This is a genomic window from Micrococcales bacterium, assembly GCA_016703125.1.
Lineage (GTDB): Bacteria > Actinomycetota > Actinomycetes > S36-B12 > UBA10799 > JADKAV01.
Window position 1 is genome coordinate 14,351 of the sequence record JADJCR010000004.1, and the last position, 15,791, is coordinate 30,141.

The window sequence follows — 15,791 nt, forward strand, 5'->3', positions numbered from 1 at the left end:
GGAAGCCCGTCGGGCCGCAACCTGACGGGATCCAGGCTAGCGGGTACGTGGGCCACACGTCCGCGAACAGGAACGCCCCAACTCCGGGCACATAGCCTGCGCACATGCGCAAAATGACCATCGGATCTCTGACGGCACTGGCTCTCCTTCTCCCCGGCCTCGGCAACGCGACTGCTGCGCCGGTCGACCGGCCTGCCGACAAGGACACTGTCACCGTCCGCACGAAGGGGCTCAGCAACCGCCAGGTCGATGCGCTCGCGGCCGCACTCACCACCAGCCAGGGCGGGCTGCCGGCTGGCGCGCTCGCCGGCCTCTGGGTGCCGGGCAAAGGGATGTGGGTCGGGGCGGTCGGCGAGGCCGACATCGCCCGGAGCCAGCCGCTGCGCCCAGGACTTCAGATGCCCGTCGGTTCGATCACCAAGACCCTGACCGGCACCCTCGTGCTCCAAGAGGTCCAGCGCGGACGGATCGCCCTCGACGACCTTGTCGCCAAGTGGTTCCCGACGTTCCCGAAGGGCGACGAGATCACCGTGGCGATGCTGCTGAACATGTCCAGCGGGATCGCCGACTACGTCAACGGAAACCTCCCCGCACTCAGCAAGCAACTGCGCAAGAACCCCAAGCGCACCTGGAAGCCCGCCACCCAGATCTGGGGCGCCGCGCGGATGCCACGCACCTTCGACGTGCCCGGCTCGCAGTTCTCCTACTCGAACACCAACACCGTCATGCTAGGCAGGATCCTCACTAAGGTCACCGGCCGGTCGCTACCCGTGCTGATGAAGCGCCGCGTTCTGGACGAAGTCGGAATGACCCGCAGCTTGCTCGATTTCAAGGTCGATCCCCAGCGGCCCTACGCTCAGAGTTACTCGCTGCTCTTCGGCGAGATGCACGGTAAACGGAGACTGCTGCGCACCACCGATTGGTCGCTGTCCCTCGTGGGAGCCGCGGGTGCCCTGCGGTCCACCTTGCGGGACATGCGGCACTGGGGCACCGCCCTGGGAACCGGCAAGGGCGTACTACCCCGCAAGACGCAGCGCGAGCGGTTCGCGCACTGCATCGATGTCGTCAGCCGAGACGGCATCACCGCGGCCTACTGCCTGGGGACCATGACGTATCGCGAGGACGCCACCGGTGACATCGTGGCGATCTGGCACAACGGGCGGGTGCTGGGCGCGACCGGGTACCTGGGGTACTTCCCGCACCAGGGCCGTTCTCGTCGTGCAGAGTAACCAGGACGGCGAAGCCCGGACACCGGCCTCGTCCCCGACGCGATGGCCGCAGCCGTGGTGCGGGAGCTGCCAGAACTAGTGGGGTACGAGGTTGCGCCCGCCTCCTGACCCAGGCGTCCGTCAACTCGTGCGAGGTGCGGCCATGCCCTCCCTGACGAGCAGGACGAGCCCCGTGATGAAGGCGATGATCGCCAGCGGACCCCACAGGACCCCCGAGATGAGGGAGAGCAGGGTGCCTCCGTGGAGGTCGTCGTACACCGTGCACGGGATGCCCCACACTCACGTCTCGTCAGCCAGGTTGACGGCGTCCGGCTTCACCAACCTGCCGGAGGAATGGTGGCACTACACCCTGGACGGCCAGCCGTACCCGGACACGTACTTCGACACCGTCATCGGGTGATCTGGGCCTGGCAGCATCTGACTAACAGCCCAGGGAATCCTGCGCCTGCGAGATCGTCGACTCGATGGTCTCCGACGCAGTTGCGATGGACTCGGGCACCTCGGAGTCATCCTTCAGCGAGGCCAGCGACTGCGCCAGCCCGTCCAGAGCTGTCGAAACACCGGAGAGCACGGCCTGCGACGCGGCCGGAGCGTCTTGGGCCGCCTGATCGAGGTTGGACTTCGCTTCGGCGACCTGCTGCTTTGCCTCCCCCACCGTTGCCGCCTTCCCTTCTGCCAGCGACGCCAGGCTCTGGTCCGCCTGGTCGAGCCCGTCACACACAGGTCCGGTGAGCGAGTCGACTGCCTCGCTGGCCTGGCTCTGAACCCCACATGCCGCGGCGCGCTTCGCCGCCTGACTTCGCCACGTCCGCGATCTGGCTGTCATCGGCTCCACAACTCGTCAGTGCCAGAGCCGCCACTGCTATACCCGCAACAATCCCGATCTTCATGAGCCTGAGCGTATCTCCGCTCCGCGATCAGCCTGCCACCGAGCCGGACTGTTCAGCCAAAAGGCGACGATGATCCCGGCCTGGCGGCGCAGGAAAGGCGGCGGTGAAGTCGATCGTGTCCAGCCCCAGCGTGTTGGCAGGAGGCGTGATCACCTCCAGTCGGCTGCCCCCCAGCCGCCTCACCTTACAACTGGAGATGCAATCGCAGGGCATCGTCGATGGCAGCCATCAGCCGAGGCGGAACCCGCCCGATCACGCCACCGAGACGACCCACCCCACACCGAGCGGATTTGTTCTCGCTTGCGGCCTTCGAATCCACAGGAAGAGCCGTCTCCTCCGATGCAAGGAGCACTTGGAACGGCAGCACTCGGGAGATGTTGCTGCTGAGCGGAACCACTGTCACAACACCGCGTCCTCTTTGGGAAGCGCTGGCATTGGCTCGATCGTTGCTCACCACCACCGCAGGGCGACGCTTGTTGGCTTCGCTGCCCTGCACCGGATCCAGGTCGACGAGCCGGATCTCACCTCGGAGCATCCACCAGCCCATCGCCAGATGTTGACTCCCAGGCTGTGAAGTCGCCCGAGGCCTCCCACTCATCCCACGCGGTGGCGTAATCGGGTTCGAGTCTGTGCGTCCCAGCATGCGGATCGCGTGCTGGACGGCGGCGGACCTCGATTCCAACCCCGCGTCTTTGGCGAAGCGGTCAAGGATCGCGACGTCTTCATCAGGAAGACTGATACTCAACTTCACACGTGAATACTACCAAGGTATTACCTGAAGTGCTACCAAGGTTTCCGATGACCCCGCATGTTCGACAATGCCCTGCGCGGGTGCTGGTCCGGTGGGTAACGCGGCCGGGCCGGACGGCAACTTGTGGTTCACCGAGTACACCGGCCACCGGATCGGGCGCATCACCCCCACCGGGACCATCACCGAGTCCCCACCGTGCGCGGGCGTTGATCCATCGCTCGTCGAGATTCCCACATATGGGAGAGCAATGGTACATTCGTCGAATGAGTGGGACACACGTAGCGACGATGGGAGACCGGGGGCGCTTGGTGGTTCCCGTCGAACTCCGCGAACGGGCTGGCCTGCACGATGGCCGACCGGTGGTGTTCGTCGAAACCCCCCACGGCCTGCTGCTGCTGACCCGCGAGCAGTTGCGTGATCTGGTCCGGGCCGGGCTGGAAGGCAAGGATCTGGTGACCCAGTTGCTCGCCGACAGAAGGACCGCAGCGGCCGCCGAGGATGTTGCGTGACCGTGCTGGACGCCTCAGCCCTGCTGGCATTCCTCGGCGGCGAGCAGGGTGCCGACGAGGTCGAGTCAGCCCTCGAAGCGGGCGCACGTTGCGGCACCGCGAACTGGAGCGAGGTTGCCCAGAAGGTCATGTCCGCGGCTGGCGACTGGGACCTTGCCCGCGCGCTGCTTGTGTCGTACCGCCTGGCACTCGAACCGGTCGAGGTCGAGGACGCGGAGTGGGCGGCGCGCAGGTGGCGCAAGGGCGAGGGCCTGTCACTCGGCGACCGGCTGTGCCTGGCCCTCGCCCACCGGGTCGGCGAGGAGGCTCTCACGGCCGACCGGGCCTGGGGTGAGGCCGAGGGGATCCGTCAGATCCGGTGAGGGCCGGCCCCTACCGTGGGACCCATGCCACCGATCCTCAAGCCCAGTGATCCGCCAGCGCGATTCGTCGACGGGGAACTGGCCTATACCGATGAGGGCAGCGGCGACGTGACAATCGTTGCCGTTCCGGGTCTGCCGGGCAGCGGGCGGGACTTCCGGTGGCTCGCTCCCGCGCTCACCGACCGGTACCGCGTGATCCGCGTCGATCCCCCGGGGTACGGAGCCACCCCTCGATCGAGGTGGGCGGGGATGACAACCCCCGAGCGCGCTGATGCGGTGACCCGCGTGATCGACGAACTCGACGTCTGGCCGGTCGCGCTCGTGGGCCACTCCGCCGGTGGCGGAGTAGTGGCGCACATCGCCCGCCATCAGCCGGAACGGGTATCGGCATGCGTCATGATCTCCGCGACCGGGCCGACCGCCAACTTCGCCGAACCGGTCCTGCATCTGCTCGCTGCGCCCCTGCGGCTGTCGGGGGTCCGCTCCCTCTTGGCGCCAGTGATCCGTCGTCTGTACACGATGCAGGGCTTCCCTCGGTACCTGACCGACGACGAGCGCGCTTTCGCGCTGCTGGACGCTGCGGCGTTCAACTTCTCCGAGCACCGCGCCAACCTTGCCGGAATGCGCGCCCCGACCATGGTGGCCTGGGCGCAGGACGACCCTGCCATCTCGGCAGCAACCTTCCAGGCCCTCGCCGATTGTGTGCCTCCAGGCCCCCGCCTGCAGTTCCCGGACGGGGGCCACAACGTGCAGAAGACGCACGCCGCCGAGATCGCGGAGACCATCGCTGGGTTCGTCGGCTGACGGCCGTGCGCCTCAGCCGATCTGCTCGGCCAGGGCCAGCAGGATTCCGGAGGGCCCGCGCATGTAGCAGAGGCGGTACATGTCCTCGTATTGGGCCACCTCGTCGACCACCTCGCCGCCGTGGGCGTTGAGGCGCGCGATCGTGTCATCGATGTCGTCCACCGCGAACATGATGCGGTGCAGGCCGAGGGTGTTCGACGCGGCGTTGAGCGGATGTGGTTCAACCGCCGCCGGGGCGTGGTACTGCGTCAACTCCAGCCGGCCGTGGCCATCCGGCGTGCGTAGCAAGGCGATCTCGCTGCGTACCCCGTTCAAGCCCACCGTGCGGTCCGCCCATACGCCCTCGATCCAGCTCCGACCCTCCAATTCCATGCCCAGTTCGGCGAAGAAGCCGATCGCCGCGTCGAGGTCCGCCACGACCACGGCGACGTTGTCCATTCGCAGAAGTGCCATGCCTGTGAGCCTAAGGCGGCACCCAGCCGAGGATCTGAGCACTCACGCGTGTCATACCCCCGTCGGACAATGAGAGGGCAGGGGGAAGCCAAGGCACGAGGGGGAACCATGAGCATGCAACCAACCGCGCGGCCGGGGACTTTCCGCCTGCCGGGGTTCGGCGGCGCGGCGCTGTTCCTGCGTTCATGCATCGTGCTGGACGACCCAGCCGGCCCCGCGCTCGGTGTCGACATCGGGATCCTGGACCGGGTCAGTTTCACGCAGTTCCTCGGCCGCGAGGTCACGGCCGGGTTCTCGCAGCGACTGTCGGAGTTCTTCCTGGCCGCTGCGAGCGACGTGGCGCCGGAGGACACGGTTCCGGAGTTCAGCGACGGGCCGTCGACGCTGAATTGCCGAGCGGTTTCCAGCTCGGCGGGTGTGATCGAACTGCTCGTGACCATTGCACAGGACCCGGAGTCGGACGACCCCGACATCGCCGGCGTCGAGTTCCAGACGTCGCGGTCGGCACTGGCCCAGGCGGGCCTGGATGTGCGGGTTCTGGAGAGCATCGATGACGACCCGGCCGCCGTCCTCGAACCGCCGAGTGATTGGAGCTGAACATGGCGCACCTCTTCGATACGTTCTGGTTCGAGCCGGGATCGCGCATGACCGGGATGTTCACCGCCCGGGCCGCCACCGCAGCAGAAGCGGACGTCGTCGTGCTCGCCACGCAGGTGCAGTTGGGCCGCGATCAGGACGGCAGTGTGGAGTGCGACTTCCTGCAGTCACTCCTGCCGTTCAGTTGCGGCGGTTTCCACGGCGTGGGCCCGGATCGGGATCCGTGGGCCGTGCTCCTGCAGATCGCGCCCGCAACTGCGGCGAGTCTGGTGGGAGCCGACGACCCCGCGTGGCCGATGGTCGACGCCATGGACCGGGCGCTGCGCTTCAACCCCGAGGCCCAGGTTCAGGACGAAGCCCGCTGGACCCGCAGCGACCTGCTCGACATCTACGAGCAGGCGGGCGTCGAACCGGCTGCAGTCGCGGAGTGGCCCACGGCCGATCTCCTGCACGGGCTGCTCGCGGAGTGCTGCTACGTCCCGCTGGAGCAGGTCGTCGCGGGCCGACTGACCCAATGTGCCTTCCCGGACCTGGACCACGAATGCGAGCACGACGTCTTCCGCGACGTCTTCGCCATGTGGACGACCGGGCAGCTCACCCCGCCGGAGGAGCCACCCACCGCGCCCGTGTTTCCCCCGACCAGACCCCGCGGCAACACGGTGAATGCCGGCTGGCCGAAGAGCAAGCTCCGCGAGATGACCACGAGTCAGTTGCGGAAGATCGGCTCCCTCACCTGGGGGAAGCGCAAGGTCGACCGCATGAAACGCAAGGAACTCATCCGCCGGCTATCGAAACCGCACCCGAGGTGGCGGGACTGACCCGTCACCCGCGCAGGATCTTCGCCATGGGCCGGCCCTTCGCCAGTTCGTCGACCAACTTGTCGAGGTAGCGGATCTTCTGCATCAACGGATCGTCGACGTTCTCGACCCGCACCCCGCAGACGGACCCGGTGATCAACGACGCGTCGGGGTTGAGGCGGGCATCGGCGAAGAAGTCCTCGAACGTCGTACCCGCCTCCAGGTGGCGGTTCAGCTGCGCGCCGTCGAACCCGGTCAGCCACTCGATGACCTCGTCCACTTCGGCCTGGGTCCGGCCCTTGCGCTCGGCCTTCGCCACGTACAGCGGGTAGACCGAGGAGAAACTGGTCGTGAAGATGCGACTCATGCCTCATTATCTAAGGCAGCCAGCAGAAAGGAACCGCATGCAGAACCCCGATCCCGGCCCCTTCTTCCACGGCACGAAGGCCGACCTCGAACCCGGGCACCTGCTCACGCCCGGTTTCGACTCCAACTTCGGCGAGGGACGCACAGCGAACTTCGTCTACATGACCGCCACCCTCGACGCGGCGATCTGGGGAGCCGAACTCTCCAACGGCGACCAGCCCGGCCGGATCTACCAGGTCGAGCCGACCGGGCCGTTCGAGGACGACCCCAACCTGACCGACAAGAAGTTCCCGGGCAACCCCACTCGGTCCTACCGCACGCGGCACCCCCTGCGCATCGTCGGCGAGGTCAGCGACTGGGAACCCCACCCGCCAGAGGTCCTTCAGCACATGCTCGACCGCCTCGCCGAGCTCAAGGCCCAAGGGGTCGAAGCCATCAACGAGTGAATGTCATACCCCCTGCGCATGATGGGAGTACCGCCAGAGGGGAGACACGATGCAGGTGATCAAGGGCCAGGTCCTGATCTCACCGTCCGACATCACCGCCGCTGCCGCGTGTGAGTTCGCGTGGCTGCGATCACTGGATGTGCGCCTCGGCCGGATCGACACCCTGCCGGAGGCGGTCGATCCGCTGATGGACCGCGCCGCCGAACTCGGGCTGCTCCACGAACAACGCCACTTGGACAGCCTCACCGCCATCCATGGCCCTTCCGGCGTTGTGACGATCGACTCCCCCGGCGGCGATCTCGACGCTCTCGCTGAGGCGTGCGAAGCCACCCTCGCTGCCCTGCATGCCCGTACGCCGGTGGTGTACCAGGCGGCGCTGCGCGACGGCGACCTACGCGGGTTCGCCGACTTCCTCGTACTGGACGCGGACGGCCGTTACGTGGTGCAGGACAGCAAACTGGCCCGCTCGGCCAAGGTGCCGGCACTGCTGCAGATCGCCGCGTACGCCGACATCCTCGAGCGCCACGGGATCCCCATCGCCAGTCACGGTGTGCTCGTCCTCGGGAACGGGCTGGAGTCGGTGCACGACCTGTCCACCGTCATTCCCGTCTACCGCGCGCGGCGGCAAGCCCTCACCGAACTGCTCACCGCCCATCTCGTAGGCACCGAGGTCGTCGCCTGGGGAGATGTCCCCGCCTGCGGCCACTGCGCGGTGTGCACCGAGGAAGTCGAGAACCACCGCGACCTGCTCCTCGTGGCCGGGCTTCGCATGACCCAGCGCGAGAAGTTCATGAGCGCCGGAATCACCACCATCGACGACCTCGCCGCTCACCCAGGCCGCATCCCCGGAATCGCCCACGACACGTACACACGCCTTCAGCGGCAAGCCCGGCTCCAGATCCGTCAGGAATCCCAGTCGCAGCCCGTCTACGAGGTGATCGACCGCGAACCGCTGACCGCGCTGCCCGCGCCCTCACCGGGCGACATCTTCTTCGACTTCGAAGGCGATCCCATGTGGCAGGACCCTTCCGACCGGTCGTGGGGACTCGAGTACCTGTTCGGCGTCATCGAGGCCGACTCCGGACGCTTCGTGACGTACTGGGCCGACGACCGTCGGCAGGAACGCGCCGCACTGCGCAACTTCCTCGACTACGTCGCGCAGCGGCGACGTACCTGGCCGGACATGCACATCTACCACTACGCCAATTACGAACGCCACACGCTGCTGCGCCTGGCCGGGCAATTCGGCACCGGCGAGGACGAAGTCGACGACCTCCTGCGCACCGGAGCGCTTGTCGACCTCTACCCGGTGGTGCGCGGCGCTATCCAGGTGGGCACCCGTTCCTACGGACTGAAGGCGCTCGAGCCGTTGTTCATGCCCGGTCACCGCGAGGGCGACGTGACCTCGGCCGGCGATTCCGTGGTCCAGTACGCCGCCTATTGCGCGGAGCGTGAACGCGGTGACGACGCGGCGGCCGCGGAACTGCGGCAGCAGATCCTCGACTACAACGAGCAGGACTGCCGGTCGACGCAGTTGTTGCGTGACTGGCTGCTGGGCTTCGCGGGCACCGAGCCCCTCGCCACGGCCCCGTCCGCCCCGCACAACACCGGGAGCGCCGCGGCCGAGGAGGCCGCCGTCGCCGACCCCCTGTGGGCTCTGGCCGGCGACGGGGAACGCACCCCGATGCAGCAGGGGTTCGCCCTGCTCGCGGCCGCGGTCGGTTTCCACCGCCGGGAGGACAAGCCTTTCTGGTGGGGGCACTTCGACCGGCTGGACAACCCGCCGGACACGTGGGCGGATGCCCGCGACGCGCTGCTCATCGAGGACTGCGTCGTCCTGCAGGACTGGGAGAAGCCAGGCAAGAAGAATCACCGGCGCCATCTCCGGGCACGAGGGACGTTGCAGCCGGGGTCATGCTTGGAACGCGACCAATCCGCGTACCTCCTCTACGACTGGCCACATCCTGCCGGCCTGCCCGACGGTGGCGGCACTTCGCGCGGGCATACCAACGCTGAGATCACGCTGGTCGCTCAGGATGCCGACAGCGCGGTCTTCGAGGTGGTGGAAGCACTGCCGAAGACCGCGGACCCGTTCCCGCAACTGCCCATGGCCGCCGCTCCCACCCCTGGACCCAGCGCCAAGCCGCTGCAGCGTGCCATCCGCGGCATCGCCTCGTCTGCGGCATCCGGACAGTTGCCCACGCCCATCGCCAACCTCGTGCTGCGCGAACCACCGGCGCTGACCACGCCCGGGCTCCCGGCGGTCGCCGGCGACGACTTCGTGGGCGCCATCACCGAGGCCGTCCGCGCGCTCGACGACTCGACTCTCGCGGTCCAGGGCCCGCCCGGCAGCGGCAAGACCCACACGGCCGCCCACGTCATCGCGCGCCTGGTGAAGGACGACGGCTGGCGGGTCGGCGTCGTCTCGCAGGGGCACAGCGCCGTCAACCACCTTCTGGACGGCATCGTGAAAGCGGGTGTCGATCCGGAACGAGTGGGCAAGAAGGACAAACCCGAGGGCTGCCTCTGGAGGGACGTCGCCACCGCGAAGACGGCGGAGTTCCTCGCCGACCACGAAGGGATCGGGTGCGTCCTCGGCGGCACCGCATGGGACTCCGCATCCGACCGTGTGGGCCCGGCACAACTGGACCTACTCGTGGTCGATGAGGCCGGACAGTTCTCCCTCGCCAACACCATCGCCGTCTCCCGTAGTTGTCAGCGCCTACTCCTGCTGGGCGACCCACAGCAACTCCCGCAGGTCAGCCAGGGCACCCACCCGGAACCGGTCGACGTGTCCGCTCTGGGCTGGCTGAGCCAGGAGGCTATCCTGCCCGCCGAGCTCGGCTACTTCCTGCACACCACCTGGCGCATGCACCCCGACCTGTGCCGGGCGGTCTCCGAGCATTCCTACGCCGGCCGGCTGACCGCACACTCCTGCACGTCTGAGCGCGATCTGCGTGATGACCAGCGGCGTCCGGTGACCGCGGGACTCATCGCCGAACACGTGGACCACCAGGGCAACTCGGTGATGTCAGCGGAGGAAGCCGACCGGATCGCCGAGTTGGCGCGCGAGGCACTCACGTGGCAGTGGCAGCCGATCCCCCATGCCCACCACCGGCCCGTGCTTCCGGAAGACGTGCTGATCGTGGCGCCCTACAACGCGCAGGTCGATCTGATCCGCCGCACACTCGCCGCGCAGGGCCTGGCCGGATTCCGCGTCGGTACCGTCGACAAGTTCCAGGGTCAGCAGGCAGCGATGGTCCTCGTCTCCATGGCCGCCTCCTCCCATGACGACGTCCCCCGTGGCATGGAGTTCCTGCTGTCGCCCAACCGCCTGAACGTCGCCGTCTCCCGCGCACAGTGGCGCACAGTCGTCGTGCACTCCACACGTCTGACGGACTACCTGCCCGCGACCCCCGAGCGGCTCGACGAACTCGGCCGGTTCATGAAGTTGCTGACCACTCCGGCAGGAGAGCCTTCCTCGCCAGCGCCCGCACCCCTGCGGATCTGACGAACGGATCACCCGATCTCCACCCTGCGGGTGCGAGTTGGCGCAGCACATGAGCCGGCCAGGTGCTACGGACTTCATACGCACTCAGCGGTTCACGGTCGTGGCGCTGCCAGCCGAGCAGCATCAGCGACTCCGGCACGACATCCACACCGACCGACTCCGATGCCGCCCACAGCAACGTCAGCAGCGCAGCATCCCGCTCATAGCCGGCCATGTCCGGCACCAGCCGCGGGGCGATGTGACCCAAGAGGAAGCCAGCGTCGGCCAGCCCTCTGGTGCCCGCCTTGGTCAAGGAGCAGCCGGCCCTTGTACTTGCGCAGCAATCCCAGTGACTGCAGCGTTTCGCGGAACCACAGCACCGGAGCTGTCTGGTCCTCACGGTTCTTCTTCCCGATCCAGTCCTTCGCCGCCGGGATCACCTCGCTCGCCGCCTCCACATCCACAGGCTTGAGGTAGCCGGCGGCGGTGAGCGGGATCCCTTCCCCCTCGGCCCGTTCCAGGAACCACCGCACCGGACGCAGCAGTTCGTCGATCTCATCGTGACTCGGTGGCGGTTGCTCTGCGCAAAGCACCGAACCGAGCGCCGCAAGCCGGGGGCCCACGGGAGCGCTCCGCAGACGAAGCAGGAGCGTGACCAGCGACGAATCGATCCCGGCGTGCTGCATGAGGAGCACGGGGTGCGACAGGCTGGCGTTGACCTCCTCGATGTCGAACCGCGCTGGAACCTCCAAGACCTCGGCGAGTTCCGCGGCCGTGCGCCGGCTGCCGCAGTCATCCGGGGGCGCCGCACGCTGGCCGTCGACGCACGTCGCCGGCGCGCCCCGCGGTGGTTCAGCCAGCAGGGCGTCCAGCCGGATCGTCAGATCCCAGTGATCGCCGTAGTCGTATACGTAGTGCAGAACGTCGCCTGGTTCCTGCAGGACCTCGTCGATGCGCACCGACTCCTCCGGCGGACCGTCGTCATCGCCTTCGGCGACGTCGTAGGAGCACAGGAACACTTGGCTGTCCTGGTCGAAGGGCGACCCACCGAGGGCGAAGCGATGGAGGTGGGAATCGGTCCAGCCGAAGGCTCCCTGAAGCACCTGATGGAACATGTCCAGACCCAGATCGGAGGGGATCTCGAGCGTCCGCCGGATCGGCGGTTCGGACTCGTTGAGCTCGGCGGTCACCCGGTATCCGACGACCCCTGGCAAACGGCGACGGCGCAGTTCCGGTCGCGCGACCAGTCCCGGCCGGAAATCACTGAGATACGTCACAGGCCGGAGACCGGGCTCCTCATCTGACACTCCCCCACGCTAGCCGACGTCTCAGGGAGCACCCACGTACAACAGTCGGTTCGGGCTACCCGCATCCAGTCCGTCGAGCACCCCCACGGTCGCCGACCGGCGCACCGCACGCCGCACCTCCGAGGGGCCCGCCTGCGGATTGCGCTGGAGGTACTGAGCCACCGCACCGGTGACGGACGGGGTGGCCCACGAGGTGGCACCCACGCCGCGGTAGTGGAACACCCCACCGTCGGCGAGCACGGACGTGATGCCCTTGCCCGGCGCGAAGATGTCCACGCACCGGCCCTGGTTGGAACCGGACCACACCCGATCCCGCTGCGTGCTGGCCCCGACCGTGATCACCGATGACACGCGCGCGGGCGAATGCCGGCATGCGTTCTCACCCTGGTTGCCGGCCGCCGCGACCACCGGGATCCCGCTGCGCACCAGTCGCCGGACCGCGCGGTCCACACTGGCGGACCGGCCGAAGGCCAGTGACATGTTCACCACCGCGGGACGTACCGCGTTCCGGCGGATCCAGCCCGCTGCCCGCACCACCGCCCGGCGCTCCTGCTTGAGGGTCATCGTCGACCCGCCTTCAGTGCACCCGAGGGCCTGGACTTCCACGAGGTTCACCCGGTTGGCCACCCCGGTGTTCGTGCCGCCGACGATGCCCGCGACGAAGGTCCCGTGACCGACGCCGAATTCGTCGGAACAATCAGTCACCCCGGTGCCGGTCAGGTCGATCCCGAGCGTCGCGCGACCGCCGAACTGCGAGTTGTCGACGTCGAGGCCGGCGTCGATGAGGTAGACGGTGACACCCGTCCCGTCCGATGGCGGGGCGTACGTCCCGTCCAGCGGCAGGTTGCGCTGGTCGATCCGGTCCAGCCCCCACCCGTCGGCACTCGCAGGCCCGGCTCCTGCCACTGCCGCCACGGCCAGTACGGCACCTGCGATCCGAAGAGTACGCACGGGCCAACCGTACTCCTCCGGGCGTTCCACACAACTGTCCTTACCCCTCGGCGCTGCCACACCCCAGATGCGCCAGCAGATCCGGCTCACCGGACCGCAGGCGGGCCATCTCCTCCCGTCCGGTACAGGTCAGTAGCGCTACCACCACGTACCCCTGCCCGCGCGCCAGCACCTCGCAGATGCCCCCCGCCCGCTCCCAGCGGAGGAATTCCTCCAAGTCGCGCGACGCCATGCCACCACCGTGCCAAGTCACCTGCCCGAGCCGCAAGGCCCGTGGACGCCGGCGATTGTGACGAAGGTACGGCCCCCGCGGATCGTATTGCGACGAAGGTGCGGGGTCGGCGACCAGGCACCGCGCACCATCGTCACAGACCGCGCCCACGGTCCGGCACCTTCGTCACAAGAGGAGGCGGTGGCCGTGAACGCCGGTTCCGCATGTCACCGGTCCGCGCCATGATGGATTCCATGTCATCCCCCACCCTTCACCCCGCTGACACCCACGACATGATCCGCGTGCAGGGCGCACGCGAGAACAACCTGAAGGACGTCACCGTCGAGATCCCCAAGCGCCGGCTCACGGTGTTCACCGGGGTGTCGGGGTCGGGGAAGAGTTCACTGGTCTTCGCCACCATCGCCGCGGAGTCGCAGCGCCTCATCAACGAGACCTACAGCGCCTTCCTGCAGGGATTCATGCCGACCGTGAGCCGGCCCGACGTGGACGTGCTCGACGGGCTGACCACCGCGATCATCGTCGACCAGCAGCGCCTCGGAGCCGATCCGCGATCGACCGTCGGCACAGTCACCGACACCAACGCCCTGCTGCGCATCCTGTTCAGCCGGGTCGGCCAGCCGCACATCGGGCCGCCTGGGGCCTTCTCGTTCAACGTGCCCTCGGTGCGTGCCAGTGGCGCGATCACCGTGGAGCGCGGGAACCGCACCCGCGCGGAGAAGGCCACGTTCACCCGGCTCGGCGGCATGTGCCCGCGCTGCGAAGGCACGGGTTCGGTCACGGATTTCGATCTCACAGCGCTGTACGACGACAGCAAGTCGCTGAACGAGGGCGCCCTCACGATCCCCGGCTACAGCATGGACGGGTGGTACGGGCGCATCTACCGCGGCTGCGGTTTCTTCGACCCGGACAAGCCGATCGCCAAGTTCACCAAGCGCGAGTTGCAGGAGTTGCTCTACAAGGAGCCGACGAAGATCAAGATCGAAGGCATCAACATCACCTACGAGGGCCTGATCCCGAAGGTGCAGAAGTCGATGCTCAGCAAGGACGTGGAGGCGATGCAGCCACACATCCGCGCCTTCGTCGAACGCGCCGTCACGTTCACCACCTGCCCCGAGTGCGAAGGAAGCCGACTGGCCGAAGCGGCCCGATCCTCGCGCATCGCCGGGATCAACATCGCGGAAGCCTCGGCGATGCAGATCAACGACCTGGCCGACTGGGTGCGCGGGCTGGACGAGCCCTCCGTGACGCCTCTGCTCGAGGCGCTGCAGCACAGCCTCGACTCGTTCGTCGAGATCGGGCTGGGCTACCTGAGCCTGGACCGGCCCTCCGGCACCCTGTCCGGGGGCGAGGCGCAGCGCACGAAGATGATCCGGCACCTCGGCTCCTCACTGACCGACGTGTCCTACGTGTTCGACGAGCCGACCATCGGACTGCATCCGCACGACATCGCCCGCATGAACGATCTGCTGCGCAGACTGCGCGACAAGGGCAACACCGTGCTCGTCGTGGAGCACAAGCCGGAGGTCATCGGCATCGCCGACCACGTGATCGACCTCGGTCCGGGCGCGGGCACAGCCGGTGGCGAGCTGGTGTTCGAGGGTTCCGTGGCGGACCTGCGGGCGAGTGCGACGGTGACCGGCCGGCACCTCGACGACCGCGCCACGCTGAAGGCCCAGGTACGCGAGGCCCACGGCGCGCTCGAGGTGCGGTCGGCGAACACGAACAACCTGCGCGACGTCGATGTCGACATCCCGCTCGGAGTGCTGGTCGTGCTGACGGGCGTCGCGGGTTCGGGCAAGAGTTCACTGATCGACGGGTCGGTGGCCGGCCGGGACGCGGTGATCAGTGTCGACCAGAGCCCGATCCGCGGGTCGCGGCGGAGCAACCCCGCCACCTACACCGGGCTGCTGGACCCTATCCGCAAGGCCTTCGCGAAAGCCAATGGCGTCAAGCCGGCCCTGTTCAGCGCGAACTCCGAGGGGGCCTGCCCGGCGTGCAACGGCGCCGGGGTGATCTACACGGACCTCGGCATGATGGCCGGGGTGACGTCGGTGTGCGAGGAATGCGAGGGCCGGCGCTACCAGCAGGCGGTGCTGGAGTACCGGTTCGGCGGGCTCAACATCGCCGATGTCCTCGACCTGCCCGTGGCCGAGGCGACGGCGTTCTTCGAGTCCGGCGACGCCCGTACGCCGGCGGCGCACAAGATCCTGCAGCGGATGACCGACGTCGGCCTCGGGTACCTGCGCCTCGGACAGCCGTTGACCACGTTGTCCGGCGGGGAACGCCAACGGCTCAAGCTCGCCACCAATATGGGCGGCGACGGGATGATCTACGTCCTCGACGAGCCGACCACCGGTCTGCACCTCGCCGACGTCCAGCAGTTGCTCGGCCTGCTCGACCACCTCGTTGACGCCGGGAAGACCGTCATCGCGATCGAGCACCATCAGGCGGTGATGGCCCACGCGGACTGGATCATCGACCTCGGCCCGGGTGCCGGTCATGACGGTGGCCGGGTCGTCTTCGAGGGCACTCCCGCGCAGATCGTCGCCGACCGGTCGACCCTCACCGGGCAGCACCTCGCGGCCTACGTTGGGCAGTAGCAGGGGC

Annotated in this window: 17 protein-coding genes and 1 pseudogene; 10 read left to right on the forward strand and 8 right to left on the reverse strand. The window is 67.9% G+C overall.

From position 1 onward, the window contains the following. Positions 1-104 precede the first annotated feature (104 nt). On the forward strand, positions 105-1,229 hold the full coding sequence (locus IPG68_06745) for a beta-lactamase family protein (protein ID MBK6762974.1): 1,125 nt from the start codon (positions 105-107) through the stop codon (positions 1,227-1,229). 142 nt (positions 1,230-1,371) lie between these two features. Continuing rightward, complete coding sequence (locus IPG68_06750) at positions 1,372-1,629, forward strand: hypothetical protein (GenBank protein MBK6762975.1); 258 nt, start codon at positions 1,372-1,374, stop codon at positions 1,627-1,629. A gap of 21 nt (positions 1,630-1,650) precedes the next feature. Here the strand turns inward: IPG68_06750 and IPG68_06755 are convergent, their stop codons facing one another. The 3 genes and pseudogenes from IPG68_06755 to IPG68_06765 all read right to left on the reverse strand — a co-directional run bounded on the left by IPG68_06755 (position 1,651) and on the right by IPG68_06765 (position 2,870). Then, complete coding sequence (locus tag IPG68_06755; protein ID MBK6762976.1) at positions 1,651-2,055, reverse strand: hypothetical protein; 405 nt, start codon at positions 2,053-2,055, stop codon at positions 1,651-1,653. Positions 2,056-2,303: 248 nt separating this feature from the next. Continuing rightward, positions 2,304-2,654: a type II toxin-antitoxin system PemK/MazF family toxin gene (locus IPG68_06760; protein ID MBK6762977.1), complete on the reverse strand. Its 351-nt coding sequence runs from the start codon at positions 2,652-2,654 to the stop codon at positions 2,304-2,306. Next, positions 2,641-2,870: pseudogene (locus IPG68_06765) on the reverse strand (ribbon-helix-helix protein, CopG family). The gene IPG68_06760 and the pseudogene IPG68_06765 overlap by 14 nt, the downstream one beginning before the upstream one ends. Before the next feature lie 263 nt (positions 2,871-3,133). Between IPG68_06765 and IPG68_06770 the strand changes: the two are divergent. Genes IPG68_06770 through IPG68_06780 form a run of 3 tightly spaced genes read left to right on the forward strand, consistent with a single transcriptional unit; the run spans position 3,134 to position 4,545 of the window. Further along, the gene (locus tag IPG68_06770) at positions 3,134-3,379 is read left to right on the forward strand and encodes an AbrB/MazE/SpoVT family DNA-binding domain-containing protein (protein ID MBK6762978.1); all 246 of its coding nucleotides are present in this window, start codon (positions 3,134-3,136) and stop codon (positions 3,377-3,379) included. Beyond that, a complete protein-coding gene (locus tag IPG68_06775) occupies positions 3,376-3,741 on the forward strand; it encodes a PIN domain-containing protein (protein ID MBK6762979.1) in 366 nt (121 codons plus the stop codon). Before IPG68_06770 ends, IPG68_06775 begins: the two co-directional genes overlap by 4 nt. 24 nt (positions 3,742-3,765) lie before the next feature. Continuing rightward, entirely contained in the window at positions 3,766-4,545 is a 780-nt protein-coding gene (locus tag IPG68_06780) for an alpha/beta hydrolase (protein ID MBK6762980.1), read from the forward strand. Positions 4,546-4,557: 12 nt separating this feature from the next. Here IPG68_06780 and IPG68_06785 read toward each other — a convergent pair whose 3' ends face one another. Further along, positions 4,558-4,998, reverse strand: coding sequence for a VOC family protein (locus IPG68_06785; protein ID MBK6762981.1), 441 nt, complete (start codon positions 4,996-4,998; stop codon positions 4,558-4,560). Between the two features lie 108 nt (positions 4,999-5,106). On the opposite strand from IPG68_06785, the gene IPG68_06790 reads away from it, so the two are divergent. Further along, positions 5,107-5,595 (forward strand): hypothetical protein, encoded by a 489-nt coding sequence (locus IPG68_06790; protein ID MBK6762982.1) that lies wholly within the window; start codon positions 5,107-5,109, stop codon positions 5,593-5,595. A 2-nt stretch (positions 5,596-5,597) separates the two neighbouring features. After that, positions 5,598-6,413 (forward strand): hypothetical protein, encoded by an 816-nt coding sequence (locus IPG68_06795; GenBank protein ID MBK6762983.1) that lies wholly within the window; start codon positions 5,598-5,600, stop codon positions 6,411-6,413. 4 nt (positions 6,414-6,417) lie between these two features. Here the strand turns inward: IPG68_06795 and IPG68_06800 are convergent, their stop codons facing one another. After that, entirely contained in the window at positions 6,418-6,759 is a 342-nt protein-coding gene (locus IPG68_06800) for a DUF2200 domain-containing protein (protein MBK6762984.1), read from the reverse strand. A gap of 37 nt (positions 6,760-6,796) precedes the next feature. Between IPG68_06800 and arr the strand changes: the two genes are divergently transcribed. Both arr and IPG68_06810 read left to right on the forward strand, forming a co-directional pair. Beyond that, entirely contained in the window at positions 6,797-7,204 is a 408-nt protein-coding gene (arr, locus tag IPG68_06805) for an NAD(+)--rifampin ADP-ribosyltransferase (protein MBK6762985.1), read from the forward strand. A 49-nt stretch (positions 7,205-7,253) separates the two neighbouring features. Continuing rightward, the gene (locus tag IPG68_06810) at positions 7,254-10,715 is read left to right on the forward strand and encodes a TM0106 family RecB-like putative nuclease (protein MBK6762986.1); all 3,462 of its coding nucleotides are present in this window, start codon (positions 7,254-7,256) and stop codon (positions 10,713-10,715) included. A gap of 200 nt (positions 10,716-10,915) precedes the next feature. Here the strand turns inward: IPG68_06810 and IPG68_06815 are convergent, their stop codons facing one another. The 3 genes from IPG68_06815 to IPG68_06825 are packed head-to-tail and all read right to left on the reverse strand — an operon-like array spanning position 10,916 to position 13,184. Continuing rightward, positions 10,916-12,001, reverse strand: a complete 1,086-nt coding sequence (locus tag IPG68_06815; GenBank protein ID MBK6762987.1) for a plasmid pRiA4b ORF-3 family protein — start codon at positions 11,999-12,001, stop codon at positions 10,916-10,918. A gap of 21 nt (positions 12,002-12,022) precedes the next feature. After that, positions 12,023-12,952, reverse strand: a complete 930-nt coding sequence (locus IPG68_06820) for a S8 family peptidase (protein ID MBK6762988.1) — start codon at positions 12,950-12,952, stop codon at positions 12,023-12,025. A gap of 40 nt (positions 12,953-12,992) precedes the next feature. Further along, the gene (locus IPG68_06825) at positions 12,993-13,184 is read right to left on the reverse strand and encodes a hypothetical protein (GenBank protein MBK6762989.1); all 192 of its coding nucleotides are present in this window, start codon (positions 13,182-13,184) and stop codon (positions 12,993-12,995) included. 233 nt (positions 13,185-13,417) lie between these two features. On the opposite strand from IPG68_06825, the gene IPG68_06830 reads away from it, so the two are divergent. Further along, positions 13,418-15,784: an excinuclease ABC subunit UvrA gene (locus tag IPG68_06830; GenBank protein MBK6762990.1), complete on the forward strand. Its 2,367-nt coding sequence runs from the start codon at positions 13,418-13,420 to the stop codon at positions 15,782-15,784. Positions 15,785-15,791 lie beyond the last annotated feature (7 nt).

Excerpts from the sequence above, each read along its gene's own strand:
- IPG68_06745 (MBK6762974.1), top strand. The coding sequence starts at position 105 with ATGCGCAAAATGACCATCGGATCTCTGACGGCACTGGCTCTCCTTCTC.
- IPG68_06750 (MBK6762975.1), top strand. The coding sequence starts at position 1,372 with ATGCCCTCCCTGACGAGCAGGACGAGCCCCGTGATGAAGGCGATGATC.
- IPG68_06755 (MBK6762976.1), bottom strand. The coding sequence starts at position 2,055 with ATGACAGCCAGATCGCGGACGTGGCGAAGTCAGGCGGCGAAGCGCGCC.
- IPG68_06760 (MBK6762977.1), bottom strand. The coding sequence starts at position 2,654 with ATGCTCCGAGGTGAGATCCGGCTCGTCGACCTGGATCCGGTGCAGGGC.
- IPG68_06770 (MBK6762978.1), top strand. The coding sequence starts at position 3,134 with ATGAGTGGGACACACGTAGCGACGATGGGAGACCGGGGGCGCTTGGTG.
- IPG68_06780 (MBK6762980.1), top strand. The coding sequence starts at position 3,766 with ATGCCACCGATCCTCAAGCCCAGTGATCCGCCAGCGCGATTCGTCGAC.
- IPG68_06785 (MBK6762981.1), bottom strand. The coding sequence starts at position 4,998 with ATGGCACTTCTGCGAATGGACAACGTCGCCGTGGTCGTGGCGGACCTC.
- IPG68_06790 (MBK6762982.1), top strand. The coding sequence starts at position 5,107 with ATGAGCATGCAACCAACCGCGCGGCCGGGGACTTTCCGCCTGCCGGGG.
- IPG68_06795 (MBK6762983.1), top strand. The coding sequence starts at position 5,598 with ATGGCGCACCTCTTCGATACGTTCTGGTTCGAGCCGGGATCGCGCATG.
- IPG68_06800 (MBK6762984.1), bottom strand. The coding sequence starts at position 6,759 with ATGAGTCGCATCTTCACGACCAGTTTCTCCTCGGTCTACCCGCTGTAC.
- arr (MBK6762985.1), top strand. The coding sequence starts at position 6,797 with ATGCAGAACCCCGATCCCGGCCCCTTCTTCCACGGCACGAAGGCCGAC.
- IPG68_06810 (MBK6762986.1), top strand. The coding sequence starts at position 7,254 with ATGCAGGTGATCAAGGGCCAGGTCCTGATCTCACCGTCCGACATCACC.
- IPG68_06825 (MBK6762989.1), bottom strand. The coding sequence starts at position 13,184 with ATGGCGTCGCGCGACTTGGAGGAATTCCTCCGCTGGGAGCGGGCGGGG.
- IPG68_06830 (MBK6762990.1), top strand. The coding sequence starts at position 13,418 with ATGTCATCCCCCACCCTTCACCCCGCTGACACCCACGACATGATCCGC.